Annotated in this window: 13 protein-coding genes; 11 read left to right on the top strand and 2 right to left on the bottom strand. The window is 47.4% G+C overall.

Features of this window, described 5'->3' with window-relative positions; genetic code table 11:
- The first annotated feature begins 206 nt into the window (after positions 1-206).
- From ACAN56_RS00290 to ACAN56_RS00310, 5 genes are all read left to right on the top strand, one after another.
- A complete protein-coding gene (locus ACAN56_RS00290) occupies positions 207-1,187 on the top strand; it encodes a LacI family DNA-binding transcriptional regulator (protein ID WP_038592066.1) in 981 nt (326 codons plus the stop codon).
- A 120-nt stretch (positions 1,188-1,307) separates the two neighbouring features.
- A complete protein-coding gene (locus tag ACAN56_RS00295; protein ID WP_340899813.1) occupies positions 1,308-2,210 on the top strand; it encodes an ABC transporter permease in 903 nt (300 codons plus the stop codon).
- A gap of 16 nt (positions 2,211-2,226) precedes the next feature.
- Positions 2,227-3,120, top strand: a complete 894-nt coding sequence (locus ACAN56_RS00300; RefSeq protein ID WP_038592069.1) for a carbohydrate ABC transporter permease — start codon at positions 2,227-2,229, stop codon at positions 3,118-3,120.
- 70 nt (positions 3,121-3,190) lie between these two features.
- Entirely contained in the window at positions 3,191-4,936 is a 1,746-nt protein-coding gene (locus tag ACAN56_RS00305; RefSeq protein WP_379139628.1) for a type 2 periplasmic-binding domain-containing protein, read from the top strand.
- Between the two features lie 110 nt (positions 4,937-5,046).
- Positions 5,047-6,516, top strand: coding sequence for a glycoside hydrolase family 32 protein (locus ACAN56_RS00310; protein WP_379139630.1), 1,470 nt, complete (start codon positions 5,047-5,049; stop codon positions 6,514-6,516).
- Between the two features lie 74 nt (positions 6,517-6,590).
- On the opposite strand, the gene ACAN56_RS00315 is transcribed toward ACAN56_RS00310, so the two are convergent.
- Entirely contained in the window at positions 6,591-9,734 is a 3,144-nt protein-coding gene (locus ACAN56_RS00315; RefSeq protein ID WP_379139632.1) for an alpha-mannosidase, read from the bottom strand.
- Positions 9,735-9,965: 231 nt separating this feature from the next.
- Here ACAN56_RS00315 and ACAN56_RS00320 point away from each other — a divergent pair, with 231 nt between their 5' ends.
- From ACAN56_RS00320 to ACAN56_RS00345, 6 genes are all read left to right on the top strand, one after another.
- Positions 9,966-11,792: a sensor histidine kinase gene (locus ACAN56_RS00320; protein ID WP_379139634.1), complete on the top strand. Its 1,827-nt coding sequence runs from the start codon at positions 9,966-9,968 to the stop codon at positions 11,790-11,792.
- 4 nt (positions 11,793-11,796) lie between these two features.
- The gene (locus ACAN56_RS00325; RefSeq protein WP_379139636.1) at positions 11,797-13,359 is read left to right on the top strand and encodes a response regulator; all 1,563 of its coding nucleotides are present in this window, start codon (positions 11,797-11,799) and stop codon (positions 13,357-13,359) included.
- 253 nt (positions 13,360-13,612) lie between these two features.
- Positions 13,613-14,542, top strand: coding sequence for an ABC transporter permease (locus ACAN56_RS00330; RefSeq protein ID WP_038592086.1), 930 nt, complete (start codon positions 13,613-13,615; stop codon positions 14,540-14,542).
- Positions 14,543-14,567: 25 nt separating this feature from the next.
- Entirely contained in the window at positions 14,568-15,518 is a 951-nt protein-coding gene (locus ACAN56_RS00335; protein ID WP_038592089.1) for a carbohydrate ABC transporter permease, read from the top strand.
- Positions 15,519-15,588: 70 nt separating this feature from the next.
- Positions 15,589-17,121, top strand: coding sequence for an ABC transporter substrate-binding protein (locus tag ACAN56_RS00340; protein ID WP_379139639.1), 1,533 nt, complete (start codon positions 15,589-15,591; stop codon positions 17,119-17,121).
- 55 nt (positions 17,122-17,176) lie between these two features.
- A complete protein-coding gene (locus ACAN56_RS00345) occupies positions 17,177-19,828 on the top strand; it encodes an endo-beta-N-acetylglucosaminidase (RefSeq protein WP_379139641.1) in 2,652 nt (883 codons plus the stop codon).
- 115 nt (positions 19,829-19,943) lie between these two features.
- Here ACAN56_RS00345 and ACAN56_RS00350 read toward each other — a convergent pair whose 3' ends face one another.
- Positions 19,944-21,242 (bottom strand): ankyrin repeat domain-containing protein, encoded by a 1,299-nt coding sequence (locus tag ACAN56_RS00350; RefSeq protein ID WP_379139643.1) that lies wholly within the window; start codon positions 21,240-21,242, stop codon positions 19,944-19,946.
- Positions 21,243-21,425: the final 183 nt, after the last annotated feature.

Here is a 21,425-nt window from a genome sequence, read left to right on the forward strand (position 1 = left end):
GACGGGAAGCTTTTTAATTTGCCCATGAGCTAACCTGGGTAATCCCGATAAAACTTCCTGGGCAAATGAGCAGATATTTGGTGCATATAAAAAAATAAAATACCCTATTGAAACGTTTCCAAAATGGTGATAGAATAAATCCAACAAGTGAATGAAACGTTTCATTTAATAAATGAAACGTTTCCAAATAGAAAGGCAGGTGCAACATGGCTAGTATTAAGGAGGTTGCTGATATTGCCGGCGTTGCAGTTGGGACCGTTTCCAGAGTCATTAACAACCACCCTTCAGTAAAACAGGAGACTCGCGAGAAGGTACTAGCTGCGATCAAAGAAATAAATTATGTACCGAATGAGGTGGCAAGAAATTTTAAGATGCAGAAGTCTATGATGATTGCACTTTTGCTTCCTACAATAAGGCATCCCTTCTTTTCCGAGCTTGCCTACTATATTGAAGATGAATTGGATCGTCATGACTACAAATTGATTCTGTGCAACAGCAAAGGCAAGCCCGAAAAAGAACTATATTATTTTGATATCCTGAACCAGAATAAGGTCGCAGGGATCATAGCTATTACTTACAACGATATCGAACATAGTGTTGTGAAAGACATCCCGCTGGTTTCAATAGACCGCCATTTCAAAGATGAGATTTCCTGTGTCACCTCGGATAACTATAACGGCGGACGTATCGCGTTACAAGAGTTGCACAAGGCAGGGGTACGGCATCCGGCCTACCTAGGTTATATCGCGACGTCGATCCGGGGCGAAGTGGATTTGAGAAAAGTCGGTTTTATGGATGCTGCCAAGGAGTTGGGACTGCCCCAAGCCGATTATGAAATTCCTGATCTCGACGAGGATTTATTGAACCCCCATCTTGATCAGATCTTAACGGCTGCACAGTATAAAGAAGTTGACGGGGTGTTTGTGAATGGTGACATGCTGGCAGCTCGATATATTAAGCGGGCACGAGAACACGGAATCCAGGTTCCGGAAGACGTGAAGGTAGTAGGTTATGACGGAATTCAGAAAGATGATTTGTTTCATCCTTTCTTATCCACCATTGTACAACCTGTTGAAGAAATGGCCCGGACGGCAGTACGTCTACTAATCCAAAAAGTAGAGGGCGTGGAGCTTCATAAAGATCTCTACCGCCTACCGGTAACATTCAGACAAGGCGGGACCACTTAAGGTTACAACATTCGCTATAGAACTTTGTTCTTATGGCGAATGCAACAATAATTGTAAGTGCTTTATATGTTAAATATGCATAAAGGAGGAAACTTAGTGGTGGGGTCTAAACTGAAAAATATGCCATTAAGGCTAAAGAAAAATTCAGAGATTAAGCATTATTGGTTCATGCTCATTCCGGCTTTGGTTTGGTTGATCATGTTTCAAATCGTTCCTATGTTCGGTGTTGTAATGGCTTTCCAGGATTATAATCCGGGTGCCGGCTTTCTTCATTCAGAATTTGTTGGATTAGAGAATTTTCGGTACATGCTTGAGTTAGACGATGTGCGTCAGGCCTTAATCAATACGCTTATCATAGCACTGGGGAAAATTTCAGGGAATTTGCTCATTCCTCTCATTTTCGCTCTTATGCTTAATGAACTTCGCCAAAAATACATGGTTAAATTCGTTCAAACAAGCGTCTACTTGCCGCACTTCTTATCATGGGTTATTTTGTCAGGGATTATGATTCAAATCTTTGGCTTCAACGGCCCGTTCAACCGGGTATTGGAAATGTTCGGGTTTGAACCGGTTCAATTTTTCCAACAGGCTGGTTTGTTCAGAGGATTTATTATTGGTTCGGATGTGTGGAAAAACTTCGGCTACAACTCCATCATTTATTTGGCTGCCTTAGCGGGCATTGACGGTACTCTCTATGAAGCTGCAGGTATTGATGGGGCAAGCCGCTGGAGAAAATTATGGCATATTACTTTGCCGGGAATCCGCACAACTGTCGTTCTATTAGCCATTTTGTCACTCGGCAGCGTTCTTGATGCTGGTTTCGATCAAGTGTTTAACTTATATAATCCGCTAGTGTACAGTACGGGTGACATTATCGACACTTATGTATATCGCGCCGGTTTACAAGATTTGGACTTCAGCTTGGGTACAGCAGTCGGATTATTGAAATCGGTCGTCAGCTTTATTCTTATTGTTAACGGTTACTTGTTAGCCAAGAAGCTTTTAGGGTATCGGATATTCTAATTTAGGAGGGAGAAAGTTGGTAGAGAACAGATCACTGGGGTCGAGGGCGTTCGACATTTTCAATCTAGTATTCCTTTTGTTAATGACACTGCTTTGCCTGGTTCCCATATGGTATTGCTTAATGATCGCTCTGAGTGACAAGGCGGCGGTCCAGGCAGGCAATGTGTTTTTTTATCCTATCGGATTCAACTTGTATTCATTTCAAGTGATTCTGTCCGAAGCTAAGTTTTTTAGAGCGATATTTGTATCGTTCGAACGCGTTATTTTGGGCTCCGCTTTCACGATGCTGGCATTAGTACTTGCTGCCTATCCTTTATCAAAGTCGGGCAAGCTTTTTCCGGGACGCAATCTTCTAATGTGGCTATTCGTATTCTGCATGCTCTTTAACGGTGGGTTGATTCCTTGGTTCATTACTCTGAAAACATATAATCTGATCGATAACATCTGGGGATTAGTGTTATGTGGGGGAGTCCCGATATTCAACTTGATCCTGATTATGAACTTCGTTAAGAATTTGCCGGAGGAGCTGGAAGAAGCAGCCAAGATAGACGGGTCTGGTCCTTGGAGATACCTGTTCAGCATATTATTACCTCTCTTAAAACCCGTACTGGCTACCGTTGTTTTGTTTACCATAGTGGGATACTGGAATGACTTCTTCCAAGGCATGGTTCTCTCCACCCGGGAGGAAAGTTATCCGTTACAAACCTATATCCAGCAACTCGTAGTTTCCACAAATCTGCAGCAAATGGCTTCCATGTCTCTTGAGCAAATGAATCGTTTGTCCAAATTGAATAACGACTCGTTGAATGCCGCCAAAATTTTCGTAGCGATGATTCCGGTACTGATTATCTACCCGTTCTTGCAGAGATATTTCGTGAAAGGCATCACGCTTGGTTCCGTAAAAGGTTAACTTGTAGTCTAAGGATGTTGTCCGAGGAGGAATCCTTGAACATAAAAAACAAAAGGGGAGTTATATGCAGATGAAAAACAAAAAGGTTTATGCTGCAACTTTGTCGTTCGCTTTGCTACTCATGGGGTCACTCACGGCGTGTACTGGAAATGCTGACAATGGCAAGTCTTCTTCGGAAAACAGTTCTAATCCTGCTTCCAACAATAGCGCTGCAGAAGTACCGGCAGATCCGCTTGGAAAACAACCTCAGTTAACCACGCTTACAAGAGGAGTCCCGCTCGATCCGAACCAGAAGTACCCTGATGGCCAAGACGTAGATGACAATGCGTATACAAGAATGCTGAAGACAAAATTCAACATTGAAATTAAAAATGCTTTTACCGCATCCAATTCAGGCACGGATTATCACCAAAAGGTTGATCTTGGGATCGCTACCGGAGAAATTCCGGATTACTTGACTGAACTGACTTATACAGAATACAAAGCGATTGTTAAAGCAGGCTTGGCAATGGACATTTCCGAAGTCTGGGAAAAATATGCGAGCACGAAAACAAAAGAAGTGTACAAGTCTAACCAAGAACTCTTTGACAGCTTAGTAAAAGAAGATGGTAAAATGTATGCCATTCCTTCCTCGAATCCAATGCCGGATTTCCTGTCCGTGATGTGGGTTCGCCAAGACTGGTTGGATAAATTGAAATTGAAAGCGCCTACGAATTTGCAAGAGCTGGAAGCCGTTGCAAAAGCATTCGTTGAGCAAGATCCAGACGGAAACGGAAAGGCAGATTCGGTTGGACTTGCAGGACCTTCGATTGACGGTAAATTATATCAAGACATGACGAATTCCAACTTCGCTTATCACTTTGATCAAATTTTCGCTGCGTTCAATTCCTTCCCAGGCATCTGGGTCAAAGACAGTGAAGGTAAGGCCGTCTATGGATCCATCGTGCCTGAAACTAAAACAGCGCTGCAGAAATTAGCCGATATGTACAAGGCAGGGTTGATTTCACAAGGCATGCTCACTTCGAAGACGGAAGAATTGGTGTCGAACAATAAGGCAGGGTTGTTCTTTGGTCCTTGGTGGTTCCCGTTCGGGGATCTTGGAAACAGCTGGAAGAATGACAAAACCGCGAACTGGCAGCCTTATTCACTGGCTTCCGGTACTGATGGGATCTACTTGGCGAAGGGAGGCAACGCAGCCCGAACCTTCACGGTCATCAGCAAGGATAACAAAAACCCTGAAGCCGTCATCAAAATGCTTAACATTTATAAAGATGGTCTCTACAAACATGTTGATCCGGCAGAGCAAAAGGTACTAGGAGATGCTTCATTCCCGATGTACCAAACCTTCTCTATGGCTGATGGTCCTGCCATGGTCCTAAAAGAGACAACCAATTATCTCGAAGGCAAAAAGACAGCGGATGAGATTCATACGTATTTCCAAGACTTCGATGCTTACACAGATGATGCATTCAGTAAGATCATCGCTTCCAAAACGGAACCTTTTGATAATATGAGCATCTCGGGCTGGGATTTCTCCGGAACAAAAGCGGACGATTTCGGTACGGTTTGGGCATTTGGCGTAGGCTTGAAGCCGTACGTGGAAGGTAAATTCCAGTTCGTGAACACCTTGACCTATGAGCAAACCAAAACAATGGAAAAACGCTGGTCGAATCTAAGCAAGCTGGAGTATGAAACCTTTTCCAAAATTATCGTAGGACAAGCTCCAATCAGCGCATTTGATGAGTTCGTAAGCAAGTGGAAATCTCAAGGCGGCGATCAAGTCACGAAAGAGATCCAGCAATCGTTAGATAAGTAACACATTAAGAGAATATTGAACAACAATGAGTTCTGTCAAAAACAGAACTCATTGTTTCGATAAGACCCAGTACACTATAGAGATAAAACTAAGATGTGAGGAGAGAAGAGATGTCATCTGAAGTTATACAAGCAGAGAAATACAGACCCAAGTTCCATTTTAGTCCACCAGCGAATTGGATGAACGATCCGAATGGCTTGGTTTATTTTAAGGGGGAATACCACCTCTTCTATCAGCATCACCCTCATGGAACCAGCTGGGGGCCGATGCACTGGGGACATGCAGTGAGTAAAGACCTGGTCACTTGGGAGCATCTCCCTATTGCACTTGCTTCCGACGGGCTGGGAATGATTTTTTCGGGTAGTGCAGTGGTGGACTGGAACGATTCAACCGGTTTTTTCGACGGGGAACCCGGTCTTGTCGCTATTTTCACGCATCACGCCCATTCACCTGGAGGGATTTCAATAGAGAAACAAAGTATTGCCTTCAGTAGCGATGAAGGAAGGACTTGGATTAAGTATGAAGGGAATCCCGTCCTTACTTCGGATAAGCATACTGATTTCCGGGATCCTAAGGTGTTCTGGCACAAAGAAACTGAGCAGTGGGTGATGATTGTTGCCAGTGGTCAAACCGTTTGTTTATACCGTTCTCCGAACCTGAAAGAATGGAGCTTCAGCAGCGAGTTTGGGCAAGGGATGGGTTCGCATGACGGCGTTTGGGAGTGCCCGGATTTATTTGCATTACCCGTTGACGGAGAGGAGACGGCATTGAAATGGGTCATGTTCGTGAGTATTGGAAATGAGCCACATATTCCGGAAGGGTCTAGAACCCAGTATTTCACCGGACGCTTTGACGGGTTAGCTTTCATACCGGATCAATCCTCTCAAATGACTCGTTGGATCGATTATGGTAAGGACAATTACGCTGGCGTGAGCTGGTCTGACGTCTCTGCTAAAGATGGACGCCGGATTTATATCGGCTGGATGAACAATTGGAAATATGCAGGCGAAACTCCAACTGAAGGATGGAGGGGGGCCATGACATTTCCAAGGGTACTGACTTTGGAAACGAGGAACGGCGACATTGCATTGATTCAGCATCCCGTCAATGAATTGGAATCCATCCGAGTGCCTCAGATTGAATCGGAAGGGAATTCCTCTGCTATGCTCGATTCAATTTGCGAAGGTATGGAATTAGAAACCTATGAGCTTGTTGCCGAATTCAAATGGACTGAGACCGTGGATTCTATAGGCTTCAAGATCAGAGCCTCGGACCAGGAGGCAACAGTCGTCGGTTACTCCGTTAAAGATGAAAGCTTATTTATCGATCGTACCCGTTCCGGAAATATTGATTTTCATGATGATTTTTCGGGTAGACATCAAGCAAAATTACAGTCCAGCCAGCAGTGCGTGAAATTCCAACTTATAGTGGACCGGACATCCGTCGAAGTCTTTGCCAACGATGGAATCCTCGCGATGACGGATCTGATTTATCCTTCCTCCGACTCATTGGGTTTATCGTTCTTTTGTGATGGCGGGGAGTTACTGTCCTATAAAATTGCAATCCATAAATTAGGCTGAAAATTAGAACAAGGCGAACTCACAGGAGTTCGCCTTGTTCTGTTTCTAAGAGGAAAGCCATCGTTACATGACAGTTAGCATCGCAGGTCGATTTCAAAGGTTTTAATCTCATAAGGTTCAAGGACGAAGCAGATGCCAGCATCGTTATGCATTTCGCCATCTGGTTGTTCCATCAAGTTCGTTTCTCTCCATCCATGAATCTGCAGGCTGCTCGTTAGCTCCAGCATGTTGGAGCTTCCGGAGTAATCGTGAATACGCACGATGAGGCAGTCCGAATCCTCTGCTTTTTTGACAGCAGAGATCATAGCCGTATCGCCGGACAAGGCGAACATGGAGCGGCTTAGCTGCTCTGCATGTCCCTTCGTATAGCGAATCGGGGCATTCAGGAACCAGGCTTGCTTCACGGTCTGAGCGGTCAGCCAATCCCCTTGATGCGGTAGAAGGGCATAGGTGAAGCGATGCAGCCCCTGATCGGCATGCGGATCAGGATGTGTAGCGCTTTTGATCAACGTGAGCCGCAGGACATTGTTTTTAATATCATAACCGTATTTGGAGTCGTTCAACAGGCTGACACCATAACCCTTGTCGGACAAATCTGCCCATTGATGCCCGACAGACTCGAAGCGCGCCCAATCCCAGCTCGTATTCCAATGTGTCGGCCGTTTCACGTTGCCGAACTGAATGTCATAGGTTGCCTCAGTAGAGCGGATGCCGACGGGGAAAGCCACCTTCAGCAATTGCTGCTTCTCGTGCCAATCCACTTCGGTCACATAGTCGATGCGCCGTTTCCCGGCATAGACGATCAGGTTCTGCGTAATTGTAGAATTACGGTACTGCCAATTGAAGCGGATGACGGCCCGAAGCGGACCGGTCTCAATCACTTCGATTGCTGTGCAATCTCGAATCTCAGTCATTTTTTCCTGATAGAAGATATCAATATCCCAAGCTTCATGTGCCAGAGGTTTATCTTCAAACACCTGCAATAGATTGCCGTTAGCACCCTTGGCCAGTACTTCCCGTCGTGCTGCTTTATCGTAAATGCGGGTCAACTGCCCGGCTTCGTTCCATGCCAATTGATAAAAAGGGGTTTCGATTCCAAGTTCTGTATGGCTGAATGGAGACAACTCCGAATTGATAGATTCAGCTTCGCCATGGAAATGTATGGTTGTATACCCGAGCGAAGGAATATCTTGCACCTCAATATACCAAATGCCTGTATCCAGCTGTGCATTCAAGCGCAGCCCTGCATCGCTTAACCAATATCCCTGCTCCATCCCCGCAGAAGCGGGAATAGCGACTAGCTCCGTAATACTCCATGGTGAGGAATTCCACACCGAGAAACTGCCTGCCGTTTTTCCTGCTGCGATCGCAGTCCGGGCTTGTGTGTCGACTTGACTGCCGATCTGCCACGCTTCCTCGTATTCGACTGTACTGTCTTCGTACACCTCACGGATGGAGGAGCCTGGAATGATGTCATGGAACTGGTTGCGCAGAATGATTTTCCATCCTGAGGTCAGCGGTTTGGCTTGATACAGATTCCAGTCTTCCTGCACAATGCTTTGCAGGGCATTCAGCCACTCGGCTTCACGATAGGCCAGTTCGAGTTTGCGGTTCATCTGTTTGTTGTAAGCTTGGCTGGTATACGTCCCGCGGTGATACTCCAGATACAATTCGCCGTCCCAGGTATGGATGTATGAATCGGTATCCGCCACCGTCTGCTGCAGCTTTTCGAAATAGGCATCTGCACGTCCGGTAGTCACCTTTGGTAGTCCGGGCAATTGATCCAGCCGCCGCCGCATCTCGAGCATTTCGCGGTTTACGCCGCCACCGCCGTCACCATAGCCATAGGACAGCAGCAGTTCCTGATTCATCTCCTTGTCGCGGTAGGCATCCCATATTCCTTTGACCGTCTTGGGGATGATCTTCCCGTTATAGGTGTAGAACCATGAACCCGGCTCAGACCACGGTTCAGGAGTGGTAATGAAATGGGTCAATACCTCGGAGCCGTCTATGCCGCGCCAATGGAACGTATCGAATGGCATCCGGTTATACTGGTTCCAGCTGATTTTCGTAGTCATGAACGTATGAATGCCCGATTTTTTCAAAATTTGCGGCAGGGACCAGCTGTAGCCGAACACATCCGGCAACCATAAGTACCTGCACTCCGATCCGAACTCCTCCTTCAAGAAGCGTGTACCGATCAGCAATTGCCGAACCAGCGATTCACCCGAGGTCAGATTGCAGTCCGCTTCAAGCCACATGCCACCGCCGGCTTCCCAGCGGCCTTCTGCAATGCGCTCCTTGATGGATTCATACAGCTCCGGGTAGTCTTCTTTCACATATTCATATAGCTGGGGCTGTGTCTGCAGGAAAACATACTCCGGGAACATCTCCATCAGCCGCATCACCGTAGAGAAGGACCGTGCACATTTCTCGCGTGTATGCTTAAGCCGCCACAACCAGGCAACGTCAATATGGGTATGGCCAATACAAGTGATGGTCACATCGGATAGTTTGTCCATGGCTTCCAGGCAGGCGTTAAGATTGTCTCTGGCCTCGTAGACAGAGATGAAAAACGCCTCTGATTCGGAGTCTGCCCAGTCGATCATACGTAAGGATTGCTGAAGCGCCTGCAGCAGCTTCGTCCGCTCCAGTGCATTTGCATCCAGGATTTTTACGGTTTCGAGAATGGCCGTCCCGGTGAACACAAGATCGTCCATTTTCTCATCCAGCCAGCACAGCTCCGCCTGTTTGAAGGTATGCGTCTGATTACGCGGTTGTCCGCCTCCTTCAAGACCAGACCATAGGCGGAAGAGCAGCTCAGCTGAATTGCCTGCCGCCGAAGCAGGAAGGAATACTTCCTTATGATTGGAATCGACGCCTTGAAAAGGCTTGCCTTCCCAGTAGAAAAGGGATTCAAAGCCGGAGTTATTGCCGCCCCCGGTATCGCCGAAATCAAACAAGCCGACGATTCGCTTATTTTCCCAGGATAAAGGGATTTCAGCATCTGTACGCAGCCACAAATAGAGATCCCGGCCAGTCCAGGTCTCGTTAATATGCATTGGCTGCCAATTGGCTTCGGCACCTGGAACCGTAGGATTAATATCTTCCCGGCGGTCTTCACAAGCAAGAAATACGCTCAGGGTCTTCCGGTCCCGGTAACGGAGTGCGGATAATTCATGAATACGTGCCTGTAATTTGTTTTCGGTAAGAAACATCGTGTGGACCCCCAGTTCATATTATCGGAGGGTGAATGATTTATAGGGAAAGATCCAAATTGGGATAAAAAGTGAATAGCATAGGGGAATGCGCTCATTATAGCGCTTTCTTTTTCTTTTGACAATTGAAAGTTGAGGGGAAGGCACTGCATGTTCTATTTATTGCGTAAATTTAACGAACGGTGATACACTGAGTTGAAAATTGGCTCCGAAGGAGGCGGTCAGGCGCGAATGTCCAAGATCCGGACCTTTTATCAAAATCATTTGAAGAAAAAAATGTTTAACAAGATCCTCTTGTTCTACTCCATGGTCATGGTTCTCTTGTTTATTAGTGTCTCTATTCTCGCTTACCGCTATTATGAGCAGCGGCTCGTACGGGAGCAGATGGATGCGAGTCTTCAGGAACTAGACATCATCAGCATCAGTCTGAATCAGCAGAACGAACGGATGTATGGCGCGGTGCAGCAGATTTATACGGATGCGATGATTGGAGATGATTTGAAGTATTTCTTGACTCATGAATATGAGAACTTCCTCAAGTGGCGTCTGAATCAATATGCAAACAGCTACCGGACGGAGCGCAACAGCTTTGATTATCATTTACGCCTGCTGCTGAAGGAGGAAGCATCCATCTCGAACATCGTGCTGTACAGCTCGGACCAGGACTTTTATTACCTTCTAAACCGGGAAACGCAGCATTTTTACGATCAACCTACGTTATCCGCCGCACATCAGGACTGGTATGAAGGGTTCCGCAATCAGCCTTGGCAGTATATGGGCAACGAGCCGCTGTTCGAGGGGAAAGCCGCCGGGGAATCCACACCTTACAGCTACGTGAATGTCCTTAAGGACCCTGTGACGCTGAAGGAATACGGTGCCATCCTGTTCGAACTCAATACAAGCCGGATTAAAGGGCTGCTGCGGGAAAAATTAAACAATACGAGCAGTCGGATAATGCTGATCACGTCGCAGGGGCAAGTGATTTTTGACTCGCAGGGGCGTTACGATAATACCGTCTATCCGTATTGGAAGCAGATGACTAAGCCGGGGGATTGGGTGAATCTGGAGGAACGCTCCAAAGTACAATTACTGAATATCGGGAACACAGGGATGGTCGCTGCTGCCATCATTCCGGAGTCTCAAATCTTACAGAGCCTTCAAACCTTACGTTTTAGTCTCACAGGGATCGTGATCTTATGCATCATTATCAGCATCTCAGTGACGTTCACCGTTATCCGCCGCTACTCTAAAAAAATCCACAGAATTATCGTCTACATGCGGCGCTGGCAGGATGGCGATTTGAGCAAGCGGATCAAAATGGAGGGAGAGGACGAACTGCAGCAGATCTCGCAAAGCTTTAACTATATGTGTGACCGGCTGGAGTCCTATATCCAAACCGTCTACATCTCGGAGATCAAGCAGAAGAACGCACAGCTCGTGGCTCTGCAGGCGCAGATCAATCCGCATTTCCTGTACAATACGCTCGAGAGTATACGTATGAAGGCCATCAGTTCAGGGGCCAGGGATGTTGGTCAAATGATTTATATTCTCGCAACAATGTTCAGGCATTTGATCAAAAAACAAACACATGTAACTTTGGCCGAAGAAATCGAACTGTGCGGGATGTATTTGGCCTTGATCCAATACCGGTACGAGAACAAGCTGCAGGTGGAAACGAACATCGAGATGCCGGTCGCCGGAAGTATCGTGGTTAAACTGCTGATTCAGCCGATTATCGAAAATTACATCGTTCACGGCTTTCGGGCAAATGACGACGATAACCGGATTTCAATAATGGCTGCAAAACAGGAGAGACACATCATTATTCGTGTGAAGGATAACGGGAAAGGCATAACGCAAGAGAAATTAATAGAGCTACGCAAGGCGCTGCAAAGTGAGGGGGGAGCACCTTCGCGATCAAGTGATTCCCTGGGTCTAAAAAATGTACATGAACGCATTCGTTTGAATTATGGCAGCGAGTTTGGAATAAGTGTGATCAGCGAGCAGGATAAAGGCTGTGAGGTTATCATCGAAATTCCATTCACAAGGGAGGACTAACCGAATGAGGAACGTATTGCTGGTGGATGACGAGCCACTCATTGTCGAAGGAATGCAGTCCATCATCGATTGGAATGCGAATCATATGCAAATTGCAGATACAGCACGCAATGGGGTGGAAGCGCTAGCAAAACTGGACGGCTTATCCGTAGATCTGGTTATCACGGACATCATGATGCCTCAGATGACAGGACTTGAGCTGATCCGTGAGGTCAAAGTACGTAGTCCCCTCACTAAGTTCATCATTCTGAGCGGTTACGAGGAATTCAATTACGTGCGGGAAGGCATTACGCTGGGTGTCGAGAACTATTTGCTCAAGCCGGTCAATATCGACGAATTGGAAGCGACGATTAAGCATATGCAGCATGATTGGGAGCGCGAGGAAATCAGACAAATCCAAATGGATCAGAGCTGGAGGATTCTGAGGAATAATATATTGCAGCGGTGGGCTAATGAAACCATTGATGCCAAAGAGTTCCGGGAGCGCGCGCAGCTGCTGGAAATCCCCCTGACCAAGTCAAATTACAGCGCTGCTGCGCTGCGAATCGTAACTGATCATGATCACGAGATGGATGATCCGCAGTTTTACAGACCCGTAATTGCCGAGCAGTGTGAAATCATAGGGAGAAACCAATTACCACACGGCTGTGAGATCATCTGCTTCCCTGATCAGGAAGGGGATATCATCGTGCTGTTCGCTTCAACCGGCATGGAAGAAGAAGAATGGCAATATCATGCGCTTCGCGGGATGAAGCAGTGGATCGCGTCTGATACAGGCGCCTGTGTATGGGGCGTGAAAGGGCAGTCCGAGCAATCCTATCTGGGGTTTCCGCAAAGCTGCAAACAAGTGAAGCTGTGGCTTGAGAATCATTTGTTTGGCGAGTCAGAGACATTCATAGTGACATCGGACAACGAAGGAGAAGCCGATCCTGCATATGAGCAAAGGGAGCCAACTATGGATCAATTCCATAAGTTGCTACGAGACGGGAAAAGTCTTGAGGTTGACCGGTTCATCGACGACTTCTTTGATGTTCAGGCAGAGGATGGGCACTCGGCAAGAACGCCGTTCTTCAACTCCGCAATTCAGCTAATGCTGGCGGCCAAGACATTGGAAAAGACTCCGGATTACGGAGGCGTATTCGCTCCCTTATCCAGAATCCATACTCGCAGCGGGCTGAAGCGGCTGGTGAAAAGGGTGATCCATCAAACACTTGATACATACCATGCGACTGAAAGGGACTATAGCCCGCATGTGATGGCTGTACTGGATTTCGTGAAAAACACCTACAAAGAGGAGCTTTCGCTGAAGACGCTCAGCCAGAAACTGGACCTTCATCCCAACTATCTGGGGCAGTTGTTTCAACAGGAGGCGGGCACGAGCTTCTCCGATTATGTGAACCAGTACCGGATCGAACGTGCCACCCATCTGCTGCTGTACACAGACAAAAAGACGGCGGAGGTGGCAACGGAGGTAGGCTATTGGGATACTTCTTACTTTTACAGGCAGTTCAAAAAATATGCCGGCGTTTCCCCGACAGAACTGCGTTCGATGTATATGAAAAAGTAGGCACGACCTGTCGGTTCGAAAAAAACACACCTTACGGAGGTGTGTTTTTTAGTGAAATAAAGGCGCTATCTTTAATTAATCCATCATTTTATTGTATTTTTCAACTATCTCGGCGGCTGCCCGGCTTTCATAATAAAGACAGGGGTGAACGGGAAAATCCAATACACCAAGTGAGCTGAAGTCTACCATTGTTGATTATAGGGGATGAACAGTGGATGAACTCAGCTACAAGTGAATCAAAGGAGGGACAGCCGTGCTAGGCATCTTGAAGAAACTGATGAAGAATAGGGCGTTTCTTCTGCTGGTACTGCCGGGAGCAGCGTGGTTTATTATTTTTGCTTATTTGCCGATGTTTGGGACGATTATTGCCTTTAAGGATTTCCGGATTCATCCGGGAGGTTTTCTTGAAAGCGTTTTAAAAAGCGAGTGGGTCGGCTTCAAAAACTTCGAATTTCTGTTCTCGACCGACGATGCTTATATCATAACGCGCAATACGATTCTTTATAACGTCGGTTTGATCATGCTTGGACTGGTTCTCGCGGTTACGCTTGCCATCATTATGAATGAGCTGTTGAATAAACGGCTGGCGAAATTTTACCAAACCGCAATGTTTATGCCGTATTTCCTCTCATGGGTTATTATTAGCTATTTTGTATTCTCGTTCCTCAATGTCGAAAAGGGCGTGTTCAATCAGCTTCTTGTCTTCTTTGGCGAAGATCCGGTCAGTTGGTACAGCGAGACGAAATTTTGGCCGTATTTTCTTATCTTTCTGGGTCTCTGGAAAAATGCCGGATACGGGAGCGTCGTCTATCTTGCAGCAATTGCCGGCATCGACCGCTCTTATTATGAGGCAGCAATGATCGACGGCGCTACCAAATGGAATCAGATCAAGTTTATTACACTGCCGATGCTGAGGCCGCTTATGATCATTTTGACAGTTCTGGCACTCGGCGGCATCTTCCGCTCGGATTTCGGCTTATTCTACCAGGTTCCGCGGGATTCCGGCGCATTGTATCCGGTCACCAACGTTATCGACACATTCGTGTATCGGGGGCTGACGATCATGGGCGATACAGGTATGAGTACGGCTACAGGCCTTTATCAATCCGTTGTCGGTTTGATTCTCGTTCTGCTCGCGAATTACGCTGTACGCAAAATTGAAAAAGATTATGCCGTATTCTAAAAAAATCGGCAAGGGGGGGCCTGCAATGAATGACTTAAGCGAATCTATGGAGAGAACGTTGCTCTATGCTCCCAGGAAGAAGACCAGGGACATCAATGCGATTAGTCCATTATGGAATTTTATATTTAATGTGGGGGTGTGCTTATTCGCCCTATCCTGTATCTTCCCGTTTATTTTTATCATTATCATTTCCTTTACGGACGAGAAGACGTTGGCCATCGACGGATTCAGTATCCTGCCCAAGGTGCTCAGTCTGGACGCCTACCGGTTTCTGATGCGGTCCGGTGAGCAAATGGTCCAATCCTTGGGCGTGACTCTGGCCGTAACGGTCATTGGAACAGTTCTGACGCTGTATCTCGTTTCTACATATGCGTACGCAATTTCACGCAAGAACTTTGACCAGCGCCGGTTCTTCAGCTTTCTCGCTTTCTTCACCATGCTGTTCTCCGGGGGACTGGTCCCGGGATATATCGTCGTTACGCAAGTACTTCATTTGCGGGATTCCATCTGGGCGCTGATATTCCCATCCATTCTGAACGCATTCTATATTATCGTCATGCGCACCTTCTTTACGACGACTGTGCCGGATGCGATCATCGAATCGGCCAAGATCGACGGAGCAACCGAATTTGGCATCTACACACGTATTGTGCTGCCCATCTCGCTGCCGGGTATTGCGACTATCGGGCTTTTCAGTACACTTGGCTTCTGGAATGACTGGTTCAATGCGCTTCTGTATATTGATAATCCAAATTTAATTCCACTGCAAACACTTTTAATCCGGATTCAGAACAATATGGACTTCATCGTACAGAACAGCAGCCAGGTAGTATCTTACGACATTGCTGCGACCTTGCCGACAGAAACGGTCCGTATGGCGATGGTTGTGCTGGCTACGCTGCCCATCGCGCTGGCGTATCCGTTTTTTCAAAAGTATTTTATCCAAGGACTTACGATTGGTTCGGTTAAGGAATAAGTTGGATAAGTTGTAGCTGCCCGAAGCAGGGCAGTAACAATAGATATTTATATTGATTAGGGGGAGACATATGAAGTCCAAGAAAATTGTATTGCTAATGGTTGTGTTTCTGTTTGCACTTGCTTCCACGTTGGCTGGCTGTGGCAGCAACAACACGAAGGAGAACAGTAACGGGAATACGCCGTCCGAGACCCAATCGGCTAGTCCAACGGAATCCGGCGACCAGACCGGGGATAAGCTGGACCCGGTGAAGCTCAAGGTATACCTGATCGGTGGTCCACAGCGTGACCTGCCAAAGGTTCAAGAGGAAATGAATAAATACCTGACGGACAAAATCAACGCAACCGTCGACATCACAATGATTGACTGGGGCGACTACTCGAAACGGTTACCGGTTATCACTGCTTCCGGGGAGAATTACGATATCGCGTTCACCTCATCCTGGGCTTTTGACTACCTGCCGAACGCAACTCGGGGTGCATTTTTGCCAATCAATGATTTGCTGGAAAAATACGGTCAGGACATCATTAAAGAGCTCGACCCGCGTTTCCTGACTGGATCGCAGGTGAATGGCAAAAATTATGCCGTGCCGGTGAACAAGGAGCTGGCTTCGCAATGGGTATGGCGTTTTAACAAACAGTATGTCGACAAGTACAAGATGGATATTACAAAAATCCGCACCCTAGAGGATCTCGAACCTTATTTGAAACAAATCAAGGAAGGCGAGCCGGCTGACATTACACCACTGGCCGTACCGAAAGGCTTCAAGCCTTATATGCCGTTCGACTTCCTCCTGGGCGATGAGTTCCCGGTTGGTATGAATATGAATTCAACGGATGGCAAATACGTCAATATCCTTGAATCCGACGAACTAAAAAGCTCGCTCAAAACCATTCGCAAATATTATCAAGCCGGATATCTGCGCAAAGATGTTGCAACTCTGGAAGGCATTGATAACATCAAGACAGGCAAATGGTTTGCTGACCGCGAGCAAACGCAGCCTTATGCAGAATTGGGCTGGTCGAGAAGTGCGGGCTATGACATTGTGACCTCACCGATGCAGGATCCGGTTATCTTTACAGGCTCTGCAACCGGTTCTATGCACGCAATCTCGGCGAATTCCAAAAACCCGGAGCGTGCGATGATGTTCTTGAACCTGCTCAATACGGACAAATATTTGCGCAATCTGATCAACTACGGTATCGAAGGCACGCATTATAAGAAGATCTCTGAAGACGTTATTGAAGATCTGCCGGCCATGAAAGACGGGTACCAGATGCCGGGATTTGCACTAGGCAATCTTTTCCTGACCTACAGCCACAAGGAAGACCCTGCGGATAAATGGGAAGCGTTCAAGGAGTTCAACAATTCCGCCAAGGTTGCTCCAAGCTTCGGCTTCAACTTCAACCCTGATCCAGTAAAGACCGAAGTAGCGTCCATCTCGGCGATCGTAAAAGAATTCTATCCACCTATCATGACAGGTGCAGTCGACCCGGATGAACATCTGCCGAAGGCAATCTCCAAGATGAAGGCTGCCGGGCTGGACAAAGTCATAGCAGAAGCACAGAAGCAATACGACGAGTGGAAAGCAGCCAATAAATAAAGCTGGCATTATTCTACTATTAACAACACAGATTGATCAATTGGAGGAGGATGGCATGAAAAAGATAGGTGCAGGTTTTATCTTCTTAGTTATGATGTGCGCTGCATTATCCACTTCTGCGTTTGCAAAACAGCCTTATTCATCCTATTGGTTACCAGAGCAATTGCTTCAGTGGAGTCCGGCATCCGACCCGGATGCAGCATTCAACCGCAGTACAGTCCCGCTGCAGGACCGCTTTGTGGGAGCAGGAGTCAACTCGCATGCGACTAAAGCGCCGAAGGTTATGGCTTTATCGGCACTCAATTCGGGAACAAGTGGAGTACCCTCACAGGGCTCGGACAAATTCGGGGCAAACACGTTTACCTATTGGCAATATGTTGACAAACTAGTCTATTGGGGCGGCTCGGCCGGCGAAGGGATCATCGTGCCTCCAAGCGCCGATACGATCGACGCAGCTCATAAGAATGGCGTGCCGATCATTGGAACGGTGTTCTTCCCGCCAACTGTGTATGGCGGGAAATATGAATGGGTGAAGCAGATGCTTCAGCAGAACAGCGACGGCTCCTTTCCTGCCGCTGACAAGCTGATCCAGGTTGCGAAGTATTACGGATTTGACGGCTGGTTCATTAACCAGGAGACTGAGGGTGGTACGCCGGCTGACGCACAGCAAATGAAAGCTTTCCTGAGTTATCTTGAATCGCACAAGTCTACATCTATGCACATCGTATGGTACGATTCCATGACCAAAGAAGGCAGTATCAGTTGGCAGAATGCACTAAATGACAAAAATGCGATGTTCCTGCAGGACAATGGGAAGCAAATAACAGACAGCATGTTCCTGAACTTCTGGTGGAAGGATCTTAAAAGCTCGGCAGAGAAGGCCACAAGCTTGGGCAGAAGTCCGTTTGACCTATATGCAGGCATTGATGTTGAAGCCAAGGGTTACGATACGAAGGTGAACTGGAAGCTGCTGTTCCCGGAAGGAGAGCCTGCAGTCACTTCTCTGGGTATTTACCGCCCGGACTGGGCTTTTAACAGCGCAGAGAGTATGGAGGATTTCTTCATCCGCGAGAACAAATTCTGGGTGGGACCAAACGGAAATCCGGGCAATACCGCGAGCAGCCAAGCCTGGAAAGGAATCGCGAACGATGTGGTCGAAACATCCCCGGTAAATGAGCTGCCCTTCATCACCAGCTTCAATACTGGAAGCGGACAGAAATATTATGTTCGAGGGAAGCAGGTGCGCGATAAGGGATGGAACAACCGGAGCCTGCAGGATATCCTGCCGACATGGCGCTGGATCGCAGACAGCAAAGGAACACCGCTTACACCGGTACTCGATTGGTCCGATGCGTATTACGGCGGCAGTTCGCTGAAGGTATCAGGAGTGCTGAGCCATGACAATGCGACACATCTGAAGCTCTACAAGACAGATCTGAAGATCGAAGCAAGTACGAAGCTGGCGGTTACTTACAAAACGCAGAGCAAGCCGAGCCTGAAGGTTGGCCTTGCTTTCGCAGACCATCCCGACCAATTTGTCTTCCTTAACGTGAAGGATAAGACATCACCAGGCTGGACTACAGAAACATTGAATTTGACCCCTTATAAAGGGAAACGGATCATGGCGTTGTCACTGTATTTTGACTCCAAGGATACGATAAGTAATTATGCCATACAAATTGGCCAGCTCTCCATCCAAAATGCCAACGACCCGATTCAACAGCTCCCGGCGGTTCGAGAGTTTAAAGCCACTCAGTCCGATTTCCGCAATGGAATCTATGGAGATGCCAGATTGCAGTGGAAACCGCTTGATCAGCAGGTGAAGCAGTACGAAATCTATCGTGTACTGCCGGATGGCAATGAGGTGCTAATGGGTGCAACGCCAAATCATGTGTTTTATGTCCCTGAGATGAGAAGAATAGATAAAGAAGCGGTCACGGTATTGAAGGTCGTTGCGGTCAATGGAAGATACGAGCAAGGTCAGGCCACCAGCGTGAAGATCAGCTGGCCGGCCTATCCGAAGCCGGCTGCGGAGTTCAAAGCCGATCGGACGCTGGTGGCTCCAGGTGAGAGCGTAAACTTCACCGACCTGTCGACCGAAGTGACAGAAGGATGGTCATGGACCTTCGAAAGCGGAAGTCCTGCTATCAGCACCTCGAAGAACCCGGTGGTAACGTTCAATCAGGAAGGCGTGTATAGCGTGACACTGACTGCAACCAACAGCTCGGGCCAAGACACAGTGACGAAAAAGGCGCTCATCACCGTAAGCAAGGAAGCCGGTGCGGTGAAGAATCTGGCACTTGGCAAAACTGCAACAGCCGATCATGCCTGCGGGGAAAAGGAAGGAGCGCCTAATGCCGTAGACGGTAAAGTGTCGGACAACAGCAAATGGTGCGCACTTGGCAATCTGCCTCACTGGCTTCAAGTCGATCTGGGCGCCGAGCATCCTATCAGCACCTTTGTCATCAAGCAGGCTGAGAGCGGAGGAGAGTGGTCCGGGTTTAATACCAGCGATTATACCATTCAGGTGAGCAGCGACGGTACGAACTGGGCCGATGCCGTCAAGGTCCAAGGAAACACGGCAGCCGAGACGACTGATGCGATTGCGCTAGTTAAAGCCCGCTATGTAAAATTAATCATTACTAAGCCCTCGCAGGGTGCCGATACAGCCGCGCGAATCTATGAGTTTGAAGTTAAGGGACTGTAATATTACACTTAAAATATCATCTTTATAATGAAGCAAATAAACCGCACGCCCTTCATAAGGCGTACGGTTTATTTGCTTTGTCTATTGGATCAATTCATTCCGAAGAGAAGCGGCGTCAAAAAGAAATCTTCCGGCCGACACTGGCCGGGGCTATATTACCAGCGTCAGCATCTTGTACGAATTCTTGCGCCGTATTCCCGCCGGCCCGGGACAAGATGGTTACCAGCTCTTTATATCGTTTTTCTGTGGCATACTGCAGCGGCGATTTTTGATAAACATCTTGTTGATTGGGATTCGCGCCTAATTTTAGCAAGAGTGAAGCGATCGTTGGATTGTTTTCGCCAATAGCGTAATGAAGCGGGGTTCTCCCCATATAATCGCCCTGATTTATATCCATACCTTCCTGCACAAGAAGAGTGATCATCGCCAGGCGTTCCTGCTCCGCATATGTATCCAAGGAAGTGATGTCTTCCAACATAATATCGTTGTATGTTATGGCAAGACTGATCAAGTTCCGCCCCGTGCCATCTTGATAAGTTTTCTCAGCTCCATGTCTGATCAGCAGATGATAGACCGCATTTTTCGGGTACCATTTTAGGAGTTCTTCCATGAGATTCCCGAGTTCTGCGGGACGTCCGTTTGCTTTTAAAATAGTGATATATGTATCCAGAATCCCAACTTTCCCCGTATTGACAGCCTGCATGATGGGAGAAGGAATCCATACCTTTTGAGAGTAAGGATCTCCCCCCGCTTCCACGATTTTGCGTACCAAAGCCGGATCTGCATCGTTCCGGTTGCAAGCATACAGTGCAATGTCCAGAGAGCGAACGTTGGATTTCGGCAAAATCAGCTCGATGAGCTTCTCATTGCGGTTGATGATCGAGTAACTTAAGGCTGTTTCATTTTCCGAGTCTTCCGCATTGACATCGGCGCCCGCGCTGATTAGATATTCGACAAGAGCCGATTTGTTTTCGGAGGCGGCCACCAAGAGGGCGGTTTTTTTGTTGCGGTGTTTTGTTTCCAGATCATAGCCCTGCTGCACGAAGGTGGCTACAGTTTCGACTTTTGCCTGCTTGACTGCCTCAAGAAAGGCCCGCTTCTCATCCTTTGAGAATTCCCGCTTCGTGATGATGCCTTGTGGAGCTGTAGCTGGCGAAGACACGGACTGGACTGTTTCCGGGTTAGGCTCGTATTTGATGCCCAGATAATGAAGCATTAGCACAAGAAAAGCTTCACCTTGAGCTGCGCTACAATTGAGGTGACCCGTAAATTCTTCGACGAGTTGCTCGAACTCGCTTTGGGTTAAATTACTGTTTTGACGGACAAAAATTCTCTGAAACGTTTCGCTTCGGGTAATTCGTAGTAAGTCCCCGGCCGCTTGACGGTTAAAATCTTCAATCGTGAGTATCGCCATGATGCCCTCCTTAAAAATAAGCTTGCTTGGATAAATAATGGCTATATAGAATGAATTTAATAACTACACAAAAGGGCAAAAGTAGCGGAGGGGAATTTTGGAACTGTAGGAGCGATAGCGACCGCCTTTGTCCCCGGATTTCCACCGCAAATAGCGGGTTAAATCAAGAAATCCGGGGACAAC

Source organism: Paenibacillus paludis (assembly GCF_042610515.1).
GTDB lineage: Bacteria > Bacillota > Bacilli > Paenibacillales > Paenibacillaceae > Paenibacillus_AQ.

What these genes read in the sequence shown, in the direction of transcription:
- ACAN56_RS00310 (WP_379139630.1), top strand. Translation starts at nt 5,047, where the DNA reads ATGTCATCTGAAGTTATACAAGCAGAGAAATACAGACCCAAGTTCCAT.
- ACAN56_RS00315 (WP_379139632.1), bottom strand. Translation starts at nt 9,734, where the DNA reads ATGTTTCTTACCGAAAACAAATTACAGGCACGTATTCATGAATTATCC.
- ACAN56_RS00325 (WP_379139636.1), top strand. Translation starts at nt 11,797, where the DNA reads ATGAGGAACGTATTGCTGGTGGATGACGAGCCACTCATTGTCGAAGGA.
- ACAN56_RS00345 (WP_379139641.1), top strand. Translation starts at nt 17,177, where the DNA reads ATGAAAAAGATAGGTGCAGGTTTTATCTTCTTAGTTATGATGTGCGCT.
- ACAN56_RS00320 (WP_379139634.1), top strand. Translation starts at nt 9,966, where the DNA reads ATGTCCAAGATCCGGACCTTTTATCAAAATCATTTGAAGAAAAAAATG.
- ACAN56_RS00350 (WP_379139643.1), bottom strand. Translation starts at nt 21,242, where the DNA reads ATGGCGATACTCACGATTGAAGATTTTAACCGTCAAGCGGCCGGGGAC.
- ACAN56_RS00340 (WP_379139639.1), top strand. Translation starts at nt 15,589, where the DNA reads ATGAAGTCCAAGAAAATTGTATTGCTAATGGTTGTGTTTCTGTTTGCA.
- ACAN56_RS00335 (WP_038592089.1), top strand. Translation starts at nt 14,568, where the DNA reads ATGAATGACTTAAGCGAATCTATGGAGAGAACGTTGCTCTATGCTCCC.
- ACAN56_RS00290 (WP_038592066.1), top strand. Translation starts at nt 207, where the DNA reads ATGGCTAGTATTAAGGAGGTTGCTGATATTGCCGGCGTTGCAGTTGGG.
- ACAN56_RS00305 (WP_379139628.1), top strand. Translation starts at nt 3,191, where the DNA reads ATGAAAAACAAAAAGGTTTATGCTGCAACTTTGTCGTTCGCTTTGCTA.
- ACAN56_RS00295 (WP_340899813.1), top strand. Translation starts at nt 1,308, where the DNA reads ATGCCATTAAGGCTAAAGAAAAATTCAGAGATTAAGCATTATTGGTTC.